Origin of the sequence: Nocardia sp. NPDC052254 (assembly GCF_040679495.1) — a bacterium.
In the GTDB taxonomy this organism is placed as follows: domain Bacteria; phylum Actinomycetota; class Actinomycetes; order Mycobacteriales; family Mycobacteriaceae; genus Nocardia.
Genome location: NZ_JBFAUW010000002.1, coordinates 130758 through 147099 on the forward strand (window position 1 = coordinate 130758; position 16342 = coordinate 147099).

Genomic DNA, 16342 nt, shown 5'->3' on the forward strand with positions numbered 1-16342 from the left:
AATTCCGCGCTCGAATCAGTACCCCTGCGGCCCCTGATACTGCCCCTGCGGCCCTGGGTATTGCCCCTGCGGCCCCGGGTATTGGGTCTGCGGCCCCGGGAACGGGAGCTGCGGCACGTGGAATCCGAAATCGTCGGCGACCATGGCCGCCAATTCCAGCAATGCCCGCTGGGTCGGCTTGCTCACCAGTTCCAGATCGATCTCGGCGCCCTCGGCGAGATGGTCGTCGAACGGCACCACCTGTACCGCGCGGGTGCGGTCGAGGAACAGCTTGCGCAGCTGATCCAGATCGACGGTGGAGGCGCCGCGGCGAGAAGCGTTGACCACCACCACGGTTCGCTCCACCAGCTTGCTGTAGCCGTGATGTTCGAGCCAGTCCAGGGTGGCCGAGGCGCTGCGTGCGCCGTCGATGGCCGGTGAGGTCACCAGGATCAGCGAGCTCGCCATGTCCAGGACGCCGGCCATGGCCGAATGCATCAGTCCGGTACCGCAGTCGGTGAGAATGATGTTGTAGAACTGCTGCAGAATGCTGATCGCGCGGCGGTAGTCGGCCTCGCTGAAGGCCTCCGAGACCGCCGGATCCTGTTCACTGGCAAGCACTTCCAGGCGGCTCGGCGCCTGCGAGGTGTGCGCGCGCACATCGGAGTAGCGGCTGATGTGCTGATCCTCGAGCAGATTGCGCACCGTCGAGCGGGTCTGCCTCGGCACCCGGTGGGCCAGGGTCCCGAGGTCGGGGTTGGCATCGATGGCGATGACCCGGTCACCGCGCGCCGAGGCGAACGTCGAGCCCAAACCGACTGTGGTCGTGGTCTTTCCGACACCACCCTTGAGCGACAGGATGGCGATGCGGTAGTCACCGCGTACCGGCTGGTTCACCCGGTCGACCAGTTCGCGGTAGACGACATCGGACGAGGATTCGCCCGGGTTGATCGCACCGCCGGACATCTTGTGCACCGCGCGCCGCCAGCCGCTGCGCGGCGAACGCTTGGCGCGCTTGAGCAGATTCAGGTCGTTGACCGAATTCCCCGGCTGCCCGGGCTGGGTCATGTGCTGCGGCTGGAAGTTCTGCTGCTGATACTGCTGCAGTTGCTGCCCGGAACCACCCTGCTGCCACCCACCCTGCTGTGGCGGCTGCTGTGGCTGCTGCTGTTGCTGAGGCTGCGGTGCGGGGCCGGTGGGCAACGGCGGCGGAGCCCAGCTGAAGATCTGACCACCGGAGGGATCGGATTCCGCGGCGGGTGGTTCGGGCGCCGGCGGCGGGGCCTGCGGCTCGTCGAAGACTCGGCGCACCATGCCGTCACTGCCGATTTCCTGGCGGAACTCGCCGTAGGGCGTCTCCTCGCGCACCTCGCCGTAACCGGCGGGTGGTGGCGCGAAGTCACCGGGCCCCTGCGGAACGGGATAGCCGGGCTGGGGCGCGAAACCGCCCTGGTCACTGGGGTATCCGGGCGGTGCATGACCGTCCGGTCCGGGCGGTGCGAAACCGTCGGGCCCCGGCGCGAACGAACCCTGCTCGGGGAAACCACCGGGCGGACCCGGCGGTGCGAAACCCGGCTGGCCCCCGAAATTGCCCTGCGGGGTGAACCCTTCCGGCCCGGGCGCCCACGGCGGTGCGAAACCACTCGGATCGCCGGAGGGCGGGAAACCGTTCGGATCGGACGGCGGCGCGAAGCCCTGCTGATCCGGGGGCGGGAAACCGCTCTGATCGCCCGGCGGGGCAAATGAACCCTGGTGATCGTTCATCGGATATCCGCCCGGCGGCGCGAAACCCGGATCGGGCGGATAGGCCCCGCTCGGCGCGAACGGGCCGGGCGGGGCGAAGCCGCCCGGCCCGGGTGCGAAGGGGCCGCCGTCGGGACCGAACTGCGGCCCGGACATGAATGTGGTCTGCTCGATGCCCTCCGGCACCGCCGGAATGATCCCGGACGCGGCGTGACCACCGTCACCGGCGCCCGCCTCGGGCGCTTCGGCACCAGGATCGGGCTCGGTCGACGTACCCGAGGCCGCCGAATCCGGATCTGATTCGTCCTGCGACGGCTGCGAGTTCGCAGTGTCCTGTTCGGGAGCTACATCGCCCGGTCCCTGCCCATGCAGCCAAGGCGGTGAAGTGGAGTTGTCGTTAGTCGTCACGTTTCCCCCAGCTGCTCGGAGCATTTCGAGCAGAGAGCTCGCGGCCAATGCGCCACAACGCTAGCACGCTGGCCGAATACCGGTCCGCCGGTGAATCGGGCCGTGACCCGGCGCGGAGAGGTCGTCGCGGCGAACCGCCCATCACCTTCCCGGCGATGGGCGGTTTCCGTTGTGGAGCAAGGGTTGTCGGCCGCTGTTCGTGACGGCGCAACCCGGATCAGCGGTTGCGCAGTGCGCGGTTCACCGCGGAGACGACCGCACGCAGCGAGGCGGTGGAGATGGATGTCGCCACACCCACGCCCCAGGTCACCTTGTCGCCGATGGCACATTCCACATAGGCCGCGGCCTGTGCGTCGTCACCGGAGGACATCGCGTGCTCGGAGTAGTCCAGAACTCGCACGTCGTAGCCGATGGTGCTCAGCGCATCCACGAACGAGGCCAGCGGACCGTTCCCGGATCCGACGATCTCCTGTTCGACACCGTCGACCTTCACCACCGCGGTGACGGTGTCGGTGCCGGAATCGGTCTCGGCGGCCGTCACCTTCTGCCGGATGCGCTCCAGCGGAACGATCGGGTTCAGGTACTCGTCGGCGAACACGTCCCACATCACCTTCGGGGTGACCTCGCCGCCCTCACCGTCGGTGATCTTCTGGATCGCCTGCGAGAACTCGATCTGCAACCGCCGCGGCAGCGCCAGACCGTGGTCGGTCTTCATGATGTAGGCCACGCCGCCCTTACCGGACTGCGAGTTCACCCGGATGACGGCCTCGTAGGTACGGCCCACATCCTTGGGATCGATCGGCAGATACGGAACCTCCCACACGATGTCGTCGATATCGGCATCGGAGGCGTCCGCGGCATTTTTCATGGCGTCCAGGCCCTTGTTGATGGCGTCCTGGTGGCTGCCGGAGAAGGCGGTGTACACCAGATCGCCGCCGTAGGGGTGGCGCTCGTGGACCGGCAGCTGGTTGCAGTATTCGACCGTGCGGCGGATCTCGTCGATATCGGAGAAGTCGATCTGCGGATCGACCCCACGAGAGAACAGGTTCATCCCCAGGGTGACCAGGCAGACATTGCCGGTGCGTTCACCGTTGCCGAACAGGCAGCCCTCGATCCGGTCGGCACCTGCCTGGTAACCCAGTTCGGCGGCGGCGACGGCGGTGCCCCGGTCGTTGTGCGGATGCAGCGACAGCACGATCGAGTCGCGGCGAGCCAGATTGCGGCTCATCCACTCGATGGAATCGGCGTACACGTTCGGGGTCGCCATCTCCACCGTCGCGGGCAGATTGATGATCAGCGGCTTGTCCGGTGTCGGCGCGATGATCGCCGACACCGCATCACACACCTCACGGGCGTAATCCAGCTCGGTACCGGTGTAGGACTCCGGGCTGTACTCGTAACGCCAGTTGGTGTCGGGGTAGCGGCGCTCGGTCTCCAGGCACAGGGTCGCGGCGTCGGTGGCGATCTTCTTCACCGTGTCGCGGTCGGCACGGAACACCACACGGCGCTGCAGGACCGAGGTGGAGTTGTAGAAATGGACGATCACATTCGAGGCACCCTGACAGGCCTCGAAGGTGCGCTCGATCAGCTCCGGGCGGCACTGGGTCAGCACCTGGATGCTCACGTCGTCCGGAATCGCGCCGTCCTCGATGATCTCGCGGACGAAGTCGAAATCGGTCTGGCTGGCGGACGGGAAACCGACCTCGATCTCCTTGTAACCCATCCGCACCAGCAGGTCGAACATGCGACGCTTGCGAGCCGGACTCATCGGATCGATCAGGGCCTGGTTGCCGTCGCGCAGATCCACCGCGCACCAGCCGGGCGCCCGGTCGACCACCCGATCCGGCCAGGTGCGGTCGAAAGGAATCGGCGCGGTGTCGAATGCCGGGCTCCCGCCCGGGACCTCCTCGACGAAGGGCCGGTACCGGAACACCGGCATCGAGGAGTTCTTCTGCTTGTTCCACGCGGCCTGGTCGGCGGGCGCGGGCTTGGACGGCGCGGTGATGGTGCGCGTTCCGGATACGAAGGCGTCAGCGGGTGACATGGGCGTTTCTCCGAGAGTGTGGGGTGGGTGTCCCAATTACTGATTTGGGGTCGACCGGCACAGCTGAACCCCGCGACGGGAGCCGGTCCGTTTCAGACCCCGTCGCGGCGGCCGAGGAGGAGTGCCCGCTGCATGATGTCGCCAGCTTACAGGTCGCTACCACAGCGACGATAGGGCCCTCGTCACCTCCACGTAACCTGGCCGAATGAGTTACGACCACGTCCTGCTCCCTGCCGGTGCCGCCGCCTCGCCCGATGCGGTGGAAGCCTATCTGGCCGGGCAGCAGGGGCAGGCCGAAACAGAGATCGTGGCGACGATCGCCGCCGAACTGGACCGGCGCAACGACGAACTGCCCGAGCAGGACGGTTTCCTCGGTGCGGCCGCCGGTGATGCGGGCGCCGGCACCGTGCTCCACATCACCGCACCGTACGACGCCATCGGGCACGTGCGCGCGCTGTTGTTCGAGCTCGCCACACCGCACGACTACGCGATCTACGATCCGCAGCTGAACTGGCTGATCGATCCGACCGGCCGGATCGATGTCACGGTCACCCACGGCGGAGCGGGCGAATTCCCTTATCTGACCGAGAAACTCGCCCGGCAGTGGGTACCGGAACTCTGCGAGCCGAATCCCTATCTGATCGTCGAACGCGATGATCAGATCTATATCCAGACCTACCGCGATGAGCCCGGCCTGTACATGCTCGAGTATCGCGACGGCGGCCCGGACCGGCATTTCGGCACGCAGCTCGCCGACGGCGACCGGGTTGCCGAACTCATCTGGGAATGGACCGCGGGCGAACGCGCCCGGCTCGACGCGCTCGACTGGGAGCCGGTGAGTCTCTGACCGCGGGACCGGCCGGCGTCAGAGTGTACGGCGTCCGGACAGCGCCCGGCCCAGGGTCAGCTCGTCCGCGAATTCCAGATCGCCACCCATCGGCAGGCCCGAGGCCAGACGCGTCACCGACAGCCCGGGGAAATCGCGCAGCATCCGGACCAGATAGGTGGCCGTGGCCTCGCCCTCGGTATTGGGGTCGGTGGCGATGATCACCTCGGTGACATCGATTCCGTCCTCTTGATTTCCGATGCGCCCCAGCAGTTCTCGAATGCGCAGCTGGTCCGGGCCGATGCCGGACAGCGGATCCAGCGCGCCGCCGAGAACGTGGTAGCGACCGCGGAATTCCCGGGTGCGCTCGATGGCCTGGACGTCCTTGGGCTCCTCGACCACACAGATCATGGTGCGGTCGCGGCGCGGATCGGCGCAGATCCGGCACAGTTCGCCGTCGGAGACGGTGCCGCAGACGAGGCAGAACCGCACGCCGTCACGCACCTTCTGCAGCGCCGATTGCAGCCGGTCGATCTCCGGCGGTTCCACCGACAGCAGATGGAAGGCGATGCGCTGCGCGCTCTTGGGACCGACGCCGGGCAGTTTCCCCAGCTCGTCGATCAGATCCTGAACCGGACCTTCGTACACCGGACCGTACCGCCGGGAATCAGAACGGCAGGCCGGGCACGGAACCGCCGCCCATGCCACCGGCCAGCGGGCCCAGTTTCTCGGCAGCGAGCTGCTGCGCGTTGGCCATCGCGTCGTTGATCGCGCCCACCACCAGGTCCTGGAGCGTGTCCACATCCTCGGGGTCGACGACCTTGGGATCGATCTGCAGCGTCTGGACCTCACCGCTGGCCTTGATCGTCACCTTCACCAGACCGCCGCCGGCCTCACCGGCCACATCGGTGGCGGCGATCTCGGCCTGCGCTTCCATCACGGCCTGCTGCATCTGCTGCGCCTGCGCGAGCAGTGCCTGCATGTCGAACTGTCCACCAGGCTCCACGGGGGTGTCCTCTCTGCGGGATGCGAATGCACACCAGCCTAGTCACGTTTGGGTCTAGGCCGGTATCGGGCCACAAACGGACAATTAGCATCAATGCGGGTCGGGCAACGGCAAAAGGTCGGGGCAACCCGGTGGAGGCCTGCCATGAATCGTGTTCGGTGTGCACCCATGTACTCGAGTCCTTCGCGGGCGACGCGACCTCGCGTCCGGAGTGCGGTCGCGGTCGCCGCGGTGACGACGGCACTGGCTCTCGCACCGGCGATCGCGGCGCCCGTCGCGACCGCGGACACCGATTTCGGCGGTGGCTGTGTGCTCCGTCCCGACGATCCCGCCGCGACCGTGGCCGCGCTGCACGACAATTGCACGCTCCAGCAGAAGTACGACATCTATCACGCGGCCCCGCGCGGAGATGTCCCGACCGGCGTCACCAACGGCTGGGTGACCAGTCCGCCGGTGATGGAGGCGGTGGCCCCACCGCTCTGGATCGGCAAGACCTTCTACACCGGGCCCGACGGCGGCACCCTCACCAACCGCGTGACAGGTGCCGGAATCGAGGGTTTCCCGGCCAATGCCTACTCCGGCCCGTCCCTCCTCGACGGCGCACCGGCCTGGCTCCTGGATTACGCCCCCTCGATCACCCCGCAGATCCTCGACGAGATCCGCCAGGTCACCCCCGGGGTCTGGCTCGGTTATTCCTGGTGGCGCGGCTACTTCCAGACCACGCCACTACTCACCTTCGCACTCACGGAGCAGTAGAACCCCGAGGCCCGCAGCACTTTCCGGATGTCCGACCAGATCCGCCCGGAGGCGGGCCCTTTGCTGATGGTGCCCCTGCGGAGACCAAGGCCATTGACCCTCCAACCGCTGGAGGGTGTCTGCTTGTACCCATGACGGCGACAGTCTCCATCGGTGAGTTCTCCCGCCTCACCTGTCTCAGCGTGAAAACCCTGCGGTACTACCACGAGATAGAGCTCCTGGAACCCGTGGCGATCGATCCGGGCTCGGGGTACCGGCGCTATTCGACCGATCAGGTCGAGCGAGCCCATCTGATCCGGCGGCTGCGGGATCTGGATATGCCGATGCCGCAGGTCCGTGCGGTATTGACGGCTCCCGACCGCGCAACCCGGGATGTCGCGCTGCGAGCGCATCTGACGCGGATGGAAGCCGAACTGACACGCACCCGCGATGTGGTCGCCGCACTGCGATCGCTGTTGTCGCCGAGTGCGCCGATCGAGGTGACCTACCGCACGGCACCGGAGTTCACGTCGGTGGCGGTGGTCGCGACGGTGGCGCGGGACGGGATCGGCGAGTTCTGCGATACCGCGTTCGGACGCCTCTACGGCCTGCTCGCCACGGCCGGAATAGGTCCGGCCGGACCGGGCGGCGCCACGTACTCGTCCGATTTCTTCGAGAACGACCTCGGTGAGGTGGTGGTCTTCGTCCCGGTCCCGGCCGCGACCCCCGCGGCATTCGCCGATCACACCGGTGCGGAGGTCCGGCGGTTCGCACCGCGTCGTTTCGCGGTGGCGGTGCACGCCGGCCCGTTCACCGATTTCGATCGGACCTACGGCGCACTGGGTTCACATGTCGCCGAACACGATGTCGCACTACAGGAGCCGATTCGCGAGATCTACCTGGTCGGCCCGCAGGACTCCGACGATCCGGCCGGCCTGCGCACCGAGGTGTGCTGGCCGATCTCACGAAATATCAACCAGGAGAGGTAATCACATGACACTGGCACTGAGCGCCATCACCTTCGACTGCACGGATGCGGCGACGCTGGCGAGTTTCTACGGGCAGCTGCTGGACCGGCCGGTGAATCCGGACGCGAACCGGTACTTCGCCACCGTCGGCGACGCCGGACAGGGAGCGACCCTGATGTTCACCGCGGTACCCGACAAAACTCCGGGCAAGAACGCTGTCCACCTCGATCTGAGCGCGCCGGATTGGCGCGCCCAGATCGAGCGGGCAGTCTCCCTGGGCGCCGAGCACATCGGCGATTTCGACGAGTACGGAGTCCGCTGGGCAACGTTGGCCGACCCGGAGGGCAACCTCTTCGATATCGCGCACCACGCCTGAGGCGTCCTGATGCGAGCCGATCACGGCGAATGAATCCACCCTGATCACCCCGATTCGACACCGCCCACACTCGAGCACGGCCACCGCCGCCGGTCTCCCCTGACCACGATCGACGAATCCCCGCACGAGGGAGGAAACCCGGGAGTTTTCCGGCCCGCCTCGATTTTGCAGCGACTGACCGGAGGAGTGAAAAATCGAGGCACAAAGGGCCGAAACCGCCGTAGCGAAGCGGAGGCAGAAACCTCAGCCCAGTTCGCGCTTCAAATTCTCGAGGACCTCGGCCTGGATCTTCTTCAGGCCCAGCGGGGCGAAGATTCCCTCGAAGAAGCCGGGAACCCCGCCGGCGCCCTTCCATGTCGTGCGGACGGTCACCGATGAGCCCTCACCGGAGGGCGATACCGTCCAGGTGGTGACCAGCGTGGAGTTCGAATCGCGTTCGGTCACCATGGAATCGGAAACCGTGACTACGGCGTGGACATTGCGGGAGCGCTTTTCGGTGGCCTGCAGCGTCCACTCCGCCACCGTTCCGGCGCCCTTCCCACCCTCGAGAACCTTGTAGTCGCGGTAGTGCGCGGACAGAATCCGCGGCCGTACGGTCTCGTAGTCCGCGATGGCATCCAGCACACGCTGCGGTTCTGCAGTCACGATGGTCGAGCTGGATGCACTGACCTGTCCCACAATGAGCTCCTCATTCGATCCGGGTAGACGGTTCGGGCCGATTTGTCCGACTATGCTACGCGCGGTCCGGGGCAATTCCGGACCGGCAGATGCGGTTTCACGCGATGCGGTTCGCACTGTACTGATATTCAAAACCTCGGGGAGACAATTGTCGGGCTTTGCCAGCAGCGCAACTCGCGCCAAGAACATACTCAAGTGGAGTGTCGTCATCGTCGTCGGCGTCGGAATGATCGTGGGCGGTCTCGTACTGCTCCTCAACAGTGATGGCAATGTCGACTGCAACGGCAAGGCCATGGGCGCCGACGACAAATGTGTGGTGACCAACAAGCGCGGGCACGTCGTCGAGACTCGCTCGAAGGACGAGCAGGCATCGTCGAACACCACGGCCGGTTGGGTGGTGCTGGGACTCGGACCGGTCGCCATCGCCGCCGGCGCGTTCATGCTGTACGGGGAGCTGCGCGGCGGGCGCGGCGCCGGCGGGCAGGCGGTGCGGAACACGGCGGGCCGGCGTCCACCGATGGGCGGGAATCCTCCCGGGTATCCCCCCGCGGGCATGCCGCCTCCGGGGTATCCGCCGGCGGGGGCGAACCCCGGCGGCTACCCGCCTCCCCCCGGTTATCCGGCTCCCGGCTACCCCCCTGCCTATCCGAACTCCGCTCCACCGCCCGGATATCCCTCGGCCCCACCGAATTTCGCGCCAGGGAACGTACCGGCGGGATACGCCCCCGCGCCGCCCGGCTATCCACCAGCCGGGCCTCGCTGACCCACCGACCGCCGCCGGGCATCTCCGGCGGCGGTCGTTTTTTCTCACGAGGTGAGCAGTGATTCGGCCCGGCCCGAGAACGACGGCCATCTCCGGCCGCCGATCCGCGACTCGCGTGTAGCGGTGCCGGGTCGATCGAGCCCGCGCAGAGGTGTGTCGAGCACTTGCGCCGAACACCGAAGCGGAACGCTGGTTCCGGGAAGGCGCGCGAAATTCGACGGATTCGTCACAGGCCGGAACCCCCCGTCCACCCGCACCGCTCCGCCCGGGAATATGCCGGTTGAGCTGGTAATACAGGTAGCACCAGGTCACCGCGGGCGGGATCGAACGCAATGCAACATATGCGTGAAGAATTGAGGCGATAGGTACCCTCGCGGTGGCCGTGCCAAACCCGGAGCGATAGCGTCTGTGGTGTGGCAGTGAGTCTGTTGGGGAAGGCCGGCCGCGCGCCGGCCGCACGCGAATCAGGTTTTGCCGCGCACCGAGAAGGTGTCGAGCGTCTGCTCGCCAGCTATCGTGCGATTCCTTCGAATGCCAACGTGCGGTTGGCCAAGAAGACGTCGAACTTATTTCGCGCCCGGGCGAAGAACCCCGCACCCGGATTGGACGTGTCGGGACTGGCCCGGGTGATAGCGGTCGATGCGCAGAACAAGACCGCCGAGGTGGCCGGTATGACCACCTACGAGGATCTGGTCGCGGCGACCTTGCCGTACGGATTGGCACCCTTCGTGGTTCCGCAATTGAAAACCATCACGCTGGGCGGCGCGGTCACCGGACTGGGTATCGAATCGACCTCCTTCCGCAACGGATTACCGCACGAATCCGTCCTCGAGATCGATGTGCTGACCGGTTCGGGTGACATCATCACCGCCACCCCGGACGGCGAATACGCCGACCTGTTCCGCGGTTTCCCGAATTCCTATGGCACGCTGGGTTATTCGACCCGTCTGAAGATCGAGCTGGAATCCGTACAGCCGTATGTGGCACTGCGCCATGTGCGTTTCCACGATCTGCGCGAACTCGAATCCGTGATGGCGCAGATCGTCACCGAGCGCAGCTACGCCGGTGAGCGGGTCGACTATCTCGACGGCGCCGTGTTCACCGCCGAGGAGAGCTATCTGGTCCTGGGCCGCCAGACCGACGAACCCGGCCCGGTCAGCGACTACACCGGAATGGACATCTACTACCAGTCCATCCGGCACGACAACGCCGAGCCCAAGCGCGACCGGCTGACCATTCACGATTATCTCTGGCGCTGGGATACCGACTGGTTCTGGTGCTCCCGGGCCTTCGGTACCCAGAATCCGAACATCCGCCGATTCTGGCCCAGGCGGTACCGCCGCTCGAGCTTCTATTGGAAGCTGATCGCGCTGGACCACAAATACAACATCGGCGACAAGCTCGAGGCGCGTAAGGGTAATCCGCCGCAGGAGCGCGTGGTGCAGGACATCGAGGTGCCGATCGAGCGCACCGCCGATTTCCTGCACTGGTTCCTGCGCGAGATCCCGATCGAGCCGCTGTGGTTGTGCCCACTTCGCCTGCGCGACAGTGCGGAAACTCCCGGCAACGGCACCCCGGAGGATCCGTCGCGGCCGTGGCCGCTGTATCCGCTGGAACCGGATCGCACCTACGTCAATGTGGGCTTCTGGTCGGCGGTGCCGAAACAACCCGGGCAGATCGAGGGTGCGGCCAATCGTGCCATCGAGGACGAGGTCGCCCGCCTGGACGGCCACAAATCGCTCTACTCGGATGCCTACTACGAAGAAGACGAGTTCGCACGCCTCTACGGGGGCGATCACTACGCGAATCTGAAGAAACGATACGACCCCGATCATCGTTTGCTGGATTTGTATTCGAAGGCGGTGCAACGCAAGTGACGACATTCAAGGATTCCCAGCTACCCCCGCTCTCGGAGCTGGGAACCAAACTCAGCATCGCCGAGATCTTCGAGACGCTCGTCGACGGCGGGGTCCCGATCCGCTTCTCCGCCTACGACGGCAGCAGCACGGGCCCCGATGATTCGAAATTCAGCCTCGAGATCACGACCCCGCGCGGTATCAACTACGTCGCGACCGCACCGGGTGATCTCGGTATGGCGCGGGCCTACATCGCCGGTGACATGTCGGTCGAGGGTGTCCACCCGGGCGACCCGTACGACATTCTGAAGGCGATGACCGACTTGAAGTTCCGGCGCCCCTCGGCGCTGGCACTGGTCACCATCGCGCGGTCGCTGGGCTGGGATGCGCTCAAGCCGATCGCACCGCCGCCGCAGGAGACGCTGCCGCGCTGGCGGCGCATCGCCCTCGAGGGCCTGCGGCATTCGAAGAACCGCGACGCCGAGGTGATCCACCATCACTACGACGTGTCCAACCGGTTCTACGAATTGGTCCTCGGCCCGTCGATGACCTACACCTGCGCGTGCTACGCCGACGAGAACCAGACCCTCGAGCAGGCCCAGGAGAACAAGTACCGCCTGGTGTTCGAGAAGCTGAACCTGAAGGCGGGCGATCGACTGCTCGACATCGGCTGCGGCTGGGGCGGCATGGTCCGGTACGCGGCGCGGCGCGGGGTCAAGGTCATCGGCGCCACGCTGTCCAAGGAACAGGCCGAGTGGGCGCAGGCCAAGATCGCCGAGGAGGGGCTGCAGGACCTGGCCGAGGTCCGCCACAGCGACTACCGCGACGTGCCCGAATCGAATTTCGACGCGCTGTCGTCCATCGGGCTCACCGAGCACATCGGTGTGCAGAACTACCCGAGCTACTTCGGTTTCATCAAGGGCAAGCTGCGCGACGGCGGACTGTTCCTGAACCACACCATCACCCGGCCGGACAACACCCGGACCACCAAGGCGGGCGACTTCATCGACCGCTACGTGTTCCCGGACGGCGAGCTGATCGGTTCCGGCCGCATCATCAGCGATATCCAGAACATCGGGCTGGAGGTCGTGCACGAGGAGAACCTGCGCCCGCATTACGCGCTGACCCTCCACGAATGGTGCAAGAACCTGGTCGCGAACTGGGACGAGTGCGTCGAGGAGGTCGGTGAGGGCACCGCCAAGGTGTGGGGCCTCTACATGGCCGGCTCCCAGCTCGGCTTCGAGCGCAATGTGGTGCAGCTGCACCAGGTTCTGGGTGTGAAGCTCGGCGAGAAGCAGACCTGGGACGTACCGTTGCGGCCGTGGTGGAACGCCTGATCAGCGCAACAGGGATTTGAGGAAGGACCGGGGAATGTCGAATGACCCGGTCCCCTCACCCGAGAGCAGCACATCGTCGCGCAGGGTCTGCAGCAGTTGGCTCAATTCCGGCCCGGCGTCGAGAAGTGGCCTGGTCCAACCCAATTGGGCGCATCGGTCCAGGACGGGCAGCAACGTGGTGATCGCCTCGCCGTTCCAGCCCGCCACCGCGAGACATTCCGCCAGCAGCAGTGCGGCATCCAATTCCGCACGGGGACGGTCCTGTTCGATCATCCGGCCATAGAGCGCGCGCGCCCGCTTCACCGCGGATTCGATACCGTCGGCGTCCGCGCTCGCCCCGTCCATCCCGCGATAGTGACGAGCCAGCAGCACCCGCACCGCCGCGACCTCCTCGGCCTCCGCGGTGAGTGCGGCCGGGCCCGAACTGTTGCGCAGTACCGGTGCCGGGTGCGGCACCGGTGGCGGATCCACCAGTCCCAGCCGCAGCCGCTCGGCGCGGATGTGGGCCGCCATCCGGGGCAGTTTGCGCTCGGCCGCGGTCCGCGCCCCCTCGTCCAGCCGGGCCCGTGCGGTGTCGGCATCACCCAGTACCGCCTTGACCCGCGCGCCCACGACGAACGTGGTGATCATGAAATCCACCGCGCCGATCCGGGCCGGCAGCTCATGACTCTGTTCCAGCAGCCGGTCCGCCGATTCCAGATCACCGCGCCGATAGGTCAGCTCACCCAGCAGCGCCGCCGAAACCCGCACCGCGTGCGAGCGCGGCCCGGACCGCTCCCGCCCGATCTGCCATCCCTTCTCGAAACAGCGAGTGGCGGTATCGATGTCGAGCCGCTCGTAGGCCACCGCACCGGTACTGAGCAGTCCCAGCACCACACCGAGCGGATCCTTGGACCTGCTGTGATAGGGCGCGGCCCAATCCTGGATCCGCACCGCACCGTCGAAGTCGAAGTCGCACAACCGCACGAACGACACCAGATTCGCCGCGATGGACACCGTCCAGGCCGGTAGCTCATCGGGATGTTCCAGGCAGGGCAGCACCTTCTCCAGCACACCGTCGGTGTGATCGCGTGCCACCAGATCGGCGGCCGCCAGCACCGCGGCCTCACAGCGCTGACGCTTGGAATCGGCATCCGCGGGTGAGCGGGCGAGCATATTCGACAACCGCCCCAGAGCGGTACGAGCCGCACCGGACTGCTGCAGGTTGATATTGGCGCGTGCCAAGGCCATCAGCAGCTTCGACCGCGAAGTCACCTGTTGCACCGGCAGTTTCGAGACCGTACCGAGCAGGGTGGCCAGCCGCGAGGTGTCGATGAGATCCATCCCGCCGTTCTCGACCAGATCCACCGCCATCTTCAGATCGGTGGCCGCCAGCGCGTGATCCACCGATTTGCGCAACTGCTGGTGTTCGGCATACCAGCGAGATGCCTTGCGGTGCAGAGACTTCAGCTTTCCCGGATGGACCCGTTCGAGGCGGGCGCGGAGCTGTTCGGCGAACAGCGGCTGGATACGGAACATGTCCTGCTCGTGCTCGACCCGGGTGACGAACAGTTCGCGTTGCTGTGCCTGTTCCAGCAACTGTTCGGCGTCGGGCTCGCCGCTGAGAGCCACCGCGAGTGGGCCACCCAGTTTCTCCGCCACCGAGATCGACATCAGGAATTCGAGCATGCGCGGTTCGAGCCCGTCGAGGACATTCTCGGCCAGATACTCCCGGATGGCGTGGTTCCCGCCGCACAGATGCGCGATCAACCGGGCCGGATCCACCGTGTCCCCGGCCGCCGACGCCCGTAGCGACAGGCTCACGAGCTGGATGGCGGCCGGCCAGCCGTCGGTCGCGGTGTGGATCTGTTCCACCTGATCGTCGGTGAGTCCGAAATCGTTGCGTTCCACCAGGATCCGGCGGGTCTCGGCGAGGGTGAGACGCAGTTCGCCGCTGTCGATCTCGACCAGTTCGTCGCGCACCCGCATCCGGCTCAGCGGCAGACCGGCCTGTTCCCGCGTGGTGATCACGAAGCGAAGATGGTGGCATCCGTTGTCCAGCAACGTGTCCAGTACCCGGCGTGCGCCCTCGTCGGTGACCCGGTCCCAATCCTCGACCACCACGACGATCGTCTCGCCACCACTGTGGATCTCGTCGATCAGCGTGGAGATCGCATAGTGCACCGCCTCGGCCGGACGCTCCTCGAGCACCTCCTCCAGCCCCGCGCCGATACCCGGCGCGACCCGGCGGATGGCCTCGATCAGATGGGCCAGCAGCCAGACCTCGTTGTCGTCGTCGCGATCGATACCGATCCACGCGACCGGAATGCGCTCGGCGGTGAGCTCGGCCCGCCATTGCGCCGCGACCGTACTCTTGCCGAAGCCCGCTGGACCGTGGATCACCGCCAGCCTGCGCCGTCCCCCGGCCCGCAGGATGTCGAGCAGCCGCGGCCGCGAAATCGGTTCCCGGGTGGGGGTCGGCGGACGGAACTTCGTTGCGGCCGTGGGCGGTAGCGTCGCGGGACGGGCCGTCCCGGTGAGCGGCCCCGGGGTATGCAGGGCGGAGGGGCCGAGCACCGCCCGGCTGCGACGCTGGGTGAAAGGATGCGCCGCGGTATCGGTGCTCACCCGATGGCGGTCGGTGCTGTCACCGTCCAGCAGCGCCATATCGTCGGGACTCTCGCCGTGTGCGAGCTGTACCGCCCGCAGGGCCTCACCGAACGCCAGTGCGGAGGCGGGGCGATCGGCAGGCTCGGGCGCCATCGCGGCTTCGATCACCGCCGCCACATCGGGGGGAAAGTCCTGTTCGCGCAGATCCGGCACCGGCTGGGTGGTGATGCGCAGGAATTGCGCGACCACACGTTCCCCGGACCGGCGCTCGAACGCCGCGTGTCCGGTCAGCAGTGCGAAGAGCGTGGCGCCCAGACCGTACACATCCGACCGCACGGTCGGTTCCTCGCCTTTGAGCACCTCGGGCGCGGTGAAGGCCGGCGAACCGGTGATCATGCTGGTGGAGGTCTGGAATCCACCCGGGATGCGGGCGATTCCGAAATCGGTCAGCTGGGGCTCGCCGTAGCGGCTGAGCAGCACATTCGCCGGTTTCACATCGCGGTGCAGCACGTGCACACGATGGGCGCTCTCGATCGCGCCCGCCAGTTTCACGCCGATACGCAAGGTATCCGACCAGCTCAGCGGACCGTGATCGCGAATCAGCTGCTCCAGCGACCCGTGCGTGGCGTACGGCATGACGATGAACGGCAGCCCGCTCGGCGTGACGTCGACCTGCAGCACATCGACGATATTGGGGTGGCCGGACAGTCGGCCCATGGCATGTTCCTCGCGCAGGAACCGCTCACGGCTCTCCTCGTCGATCTCCGAGGACAGCACCTTCACCGCGACCACGCGATCCAGAGCCCGCTGCGCACAGCGGTACACCACGCCGAAGCCGCCTCGGCCGATCTCTTCGGCGTCGAACAGTCCCATCGCCTCGAGTTCGTCGGCGATGCGAATCGGTTGGTGGCGCGCGGTATTCGCCCCCGAACCGTCCTCCTCCGATACCGGCTCCGAGTCCGCCGCGGGGTTGTCGGCGCTGCGGACCTTGCCCGTCTGTGGATTCATCTGGCCACCTCGAACGTTCCGCCCTG

The 16342-nt window shown here is 66.6% G+C and carries 13 protein-coding genes; 7 read left to right on the forward strand and 6 right to left on the reverse strand.

Annotated elements, in window-relative coordinates; all coding sequences use genetic code 11:
- Positions 1-15: 15 nt before the first annotated feature.
- Together AB0L57_RS05590 and leuA are read right to left on the reverse strand one after the other, a co-directional pair.
- Positions 16-1743 (reverse strand): AAA family ATPase, encoded by a 1728-nt coding sequence (locus tag AB0L57_RS05590; protein WP_364959252.1) that lies wholly within the window; start codon positions 1741-1743, stop codon positions 16-18.
- A 604-nt stretch (positions 1744-2347) separates the two neighbouring features.
- On the reverse strand, positions 2348-4174 hold the full coding sequence (gene leuA, locus AB0L57_RS05595; RefSeq protein ID WP_364957692.1) for a 2-isopropylmalate synthase: 1827 nt from the start codon (positions 4172-4174) through the stop codon (positions 2348-2350).
- Positions 4175-4379: 205 nt separating this feature from the next.
- Between leuA and AB0L57_RS05600 the strand changes: the two genes are divergently transcribed.
- Positions 4380-5021, forward strand: a complete 642-nt coding sequence (locus tag AB0L57_RS05600) for a hypothetical protein (protein ID WP_364957695.1) — start codon at positions 4380-4382, stop codon at positions 5019-5021.
- A gap of 18 nt (positions 5022-5039) precedes the next feature.
- On the opposite strand, the gene recR is transcribed toward AB0L57_RS05600, so the two are convergent.
- Together recR and AB0L57_RS05610 are read right to left on the reverse strand one after the other, a co-directional pair.
- Entirely contained in the window at positions 5040-5648 is a 609-nt protein-coding gene (gene recR, locus AB0L57_RS05605; RefSeq protein WP_364957698.1) for a recombination mediator RecR, read from the reverse strand.
- Positions 5649-5667: 19 nt separating this feature from the next.
- Complete coding sequence (locus tag AB0L57_RS05610; RefSeq protein ID WP_364957701.1) at positions 5668-6006, reverse strand: YbaB/EbfC family nucleoid-associated protein; 339 nt, start codon at positions 6004-6006, stop codon at positions 5668-5670.
- A gap of 231 nt (positions 6007-6237) precedes the next feature.
- Here AB0L57_RS05610 and AB0L57_RS05615 point away from each other — a divergent pair, with 231 nt between their 5' ends.
- The 3 genes from AB0L57_RS05615 (at position 6238) to AB0L57_RS05625 (ending at position 8085) form a co-directional block, all read left to right on the forward strand.
- Complete coding sequence (locus tag AB0L57_RS05615; protein WP_364957704.1) at positions 6238-6762, forward strand: hypothetical protein; 525 nt, start codon at positions 6238-6240, stop codon at positions 6760-6762.
- 131 nt (positions 6763-6893) lie between these two features.
- Positions 6894-7730, forward strand: a complete 837-nt coding sequence (locus AB0L57_RS05620) for a MerR family transcriptional regulator (protein WP_364957707.1) — start codon at positions 6894-6896, stop codon at positions 7728-7730.
- Positions 7731-7734: 4 nt separating this feature from the next.
- Positions 7735-8085 (forward strand): VOC family protein, encoded by a 351-nt coding sequence (locus tag AB0L57_RS05625; protein WP_364957710.1) that lies wholly within the window; start codon positions 7735-7737, stop codon positions 8083-8085.
- Positions 8086-8328: 243 nt separating this feature from the next.
- Here AB0L57_RS05625 and AB0L57_RS05630 read toward each other — a convergent pair whose 3' ends face one another.
- Positions 8329-8763: an SRPBCC family protein gene (locus AB0L57_RS05630; RefSeq protein WP_364957713.1), complete on the reverse strand. Its 435-nt coding sequence runs from the start codon at positions 8761-8763 to the stop codon at positions 8329-8331.
- A 148-nt stretch (positions 8764-8911) separates the two neighbouring features.
- Between AB0L57_RS05630 and AB0L57_RS05635 the strand changes: the two genes are divergently transcribed.
- From AB0L57_RS05635 to AB0L57_RS05645, 3 genes are all read left to right on the forward strand, one after another.
- The gene (locus AB0L57_RS05635; protein WP_364957716.1) at positions 8912-9526 is read left to right on the forward strand and encodes a hypothetical protein; all 615 of its coding nucleotides are present in this window, start codon (positions 8912-8914) and stop codon (positions 9524-9526) included.
- 419 nt (positions 9527-9945) lie between these two features.
- Entirely contained in the window at positions 9946-11403 is a 1458-nt protein-coding gene (locus AB0L57_RS05640; protein WP_364959254.1) for an FAD-binding oxidoreductase, read from the forward strand.
- Entirely contained in the window at positions 11400-12719 is a 1320-nt protein-coding gene (locus AB0L57_RS05645; protein WP_364957719.1) for a class I SAM-dependent methyltransferase, read from the forward strand. The genes AB0L57_RS05640 and AB0L57_RS05645 overlap by 4 nt, the downstream gene beginning before the upstream one ends.
- Here the strand turns inward: AB0L57_RS05645 and AB0L57_RS05650 are convergent, their stop codons facing one another.
- Positions 12720-16316, reverse strand: a complete 3597-nt coding sequence (locus AB0L57_RS05650; protein ID WP_364957722.1) for a protein kinase — start codon at positions 16314-16316, stop codon at positions 12720-12722.
- Positions 16317-16342 lie beyond the last annotated feature (26 nt).

Bases quoted from the DNA above. Each gene is read 5' to 3' on its own strand.
- AB0L57_RS05590 (WP_364959252.1), bottom strand. From the start codon at position 1,743: ATGAACGATCACCAGGGTTCATTTGCCCCGCCGGGCGATCAGAGCGGT.
- leuA (WP_364957692.1), bottom strand. From the start codon at position 4,174: ATGTCACCCGCTGACGCCTTCGTATCCGGAACGCGCACCATCACCGCG.
- AB0L57_RS05600 (WP_364957695.1), top strand. From the start codon at position 4,380: ATGAGTTACGACCACGTCCTGCTCCCTGCCGGTGCCGCCGCCTCGCCC.
- AB0L57_RS05620 (WP_364957707.1), top strand. From the start codon at position 6,894: ATGACGGCGACAGTCTCCATCGGTGAGTTCTCCCGCCTCACCTGTCTC.
- AB0L57_RS05625 (WP_364957710.1), top strand. From the start codon at position 7,735: ATGACACTGGCACTGAGCGCCATCACCTTCGACTGCACGGATGCGGCG.
- AB0L57_RS05650 (WP_364957722.1), bottom strand. From the start codon at position 16,316: ATGAATCCACAGACGGGCAAGGTCCGCAGCGCCGACAACCCCGCGGCG.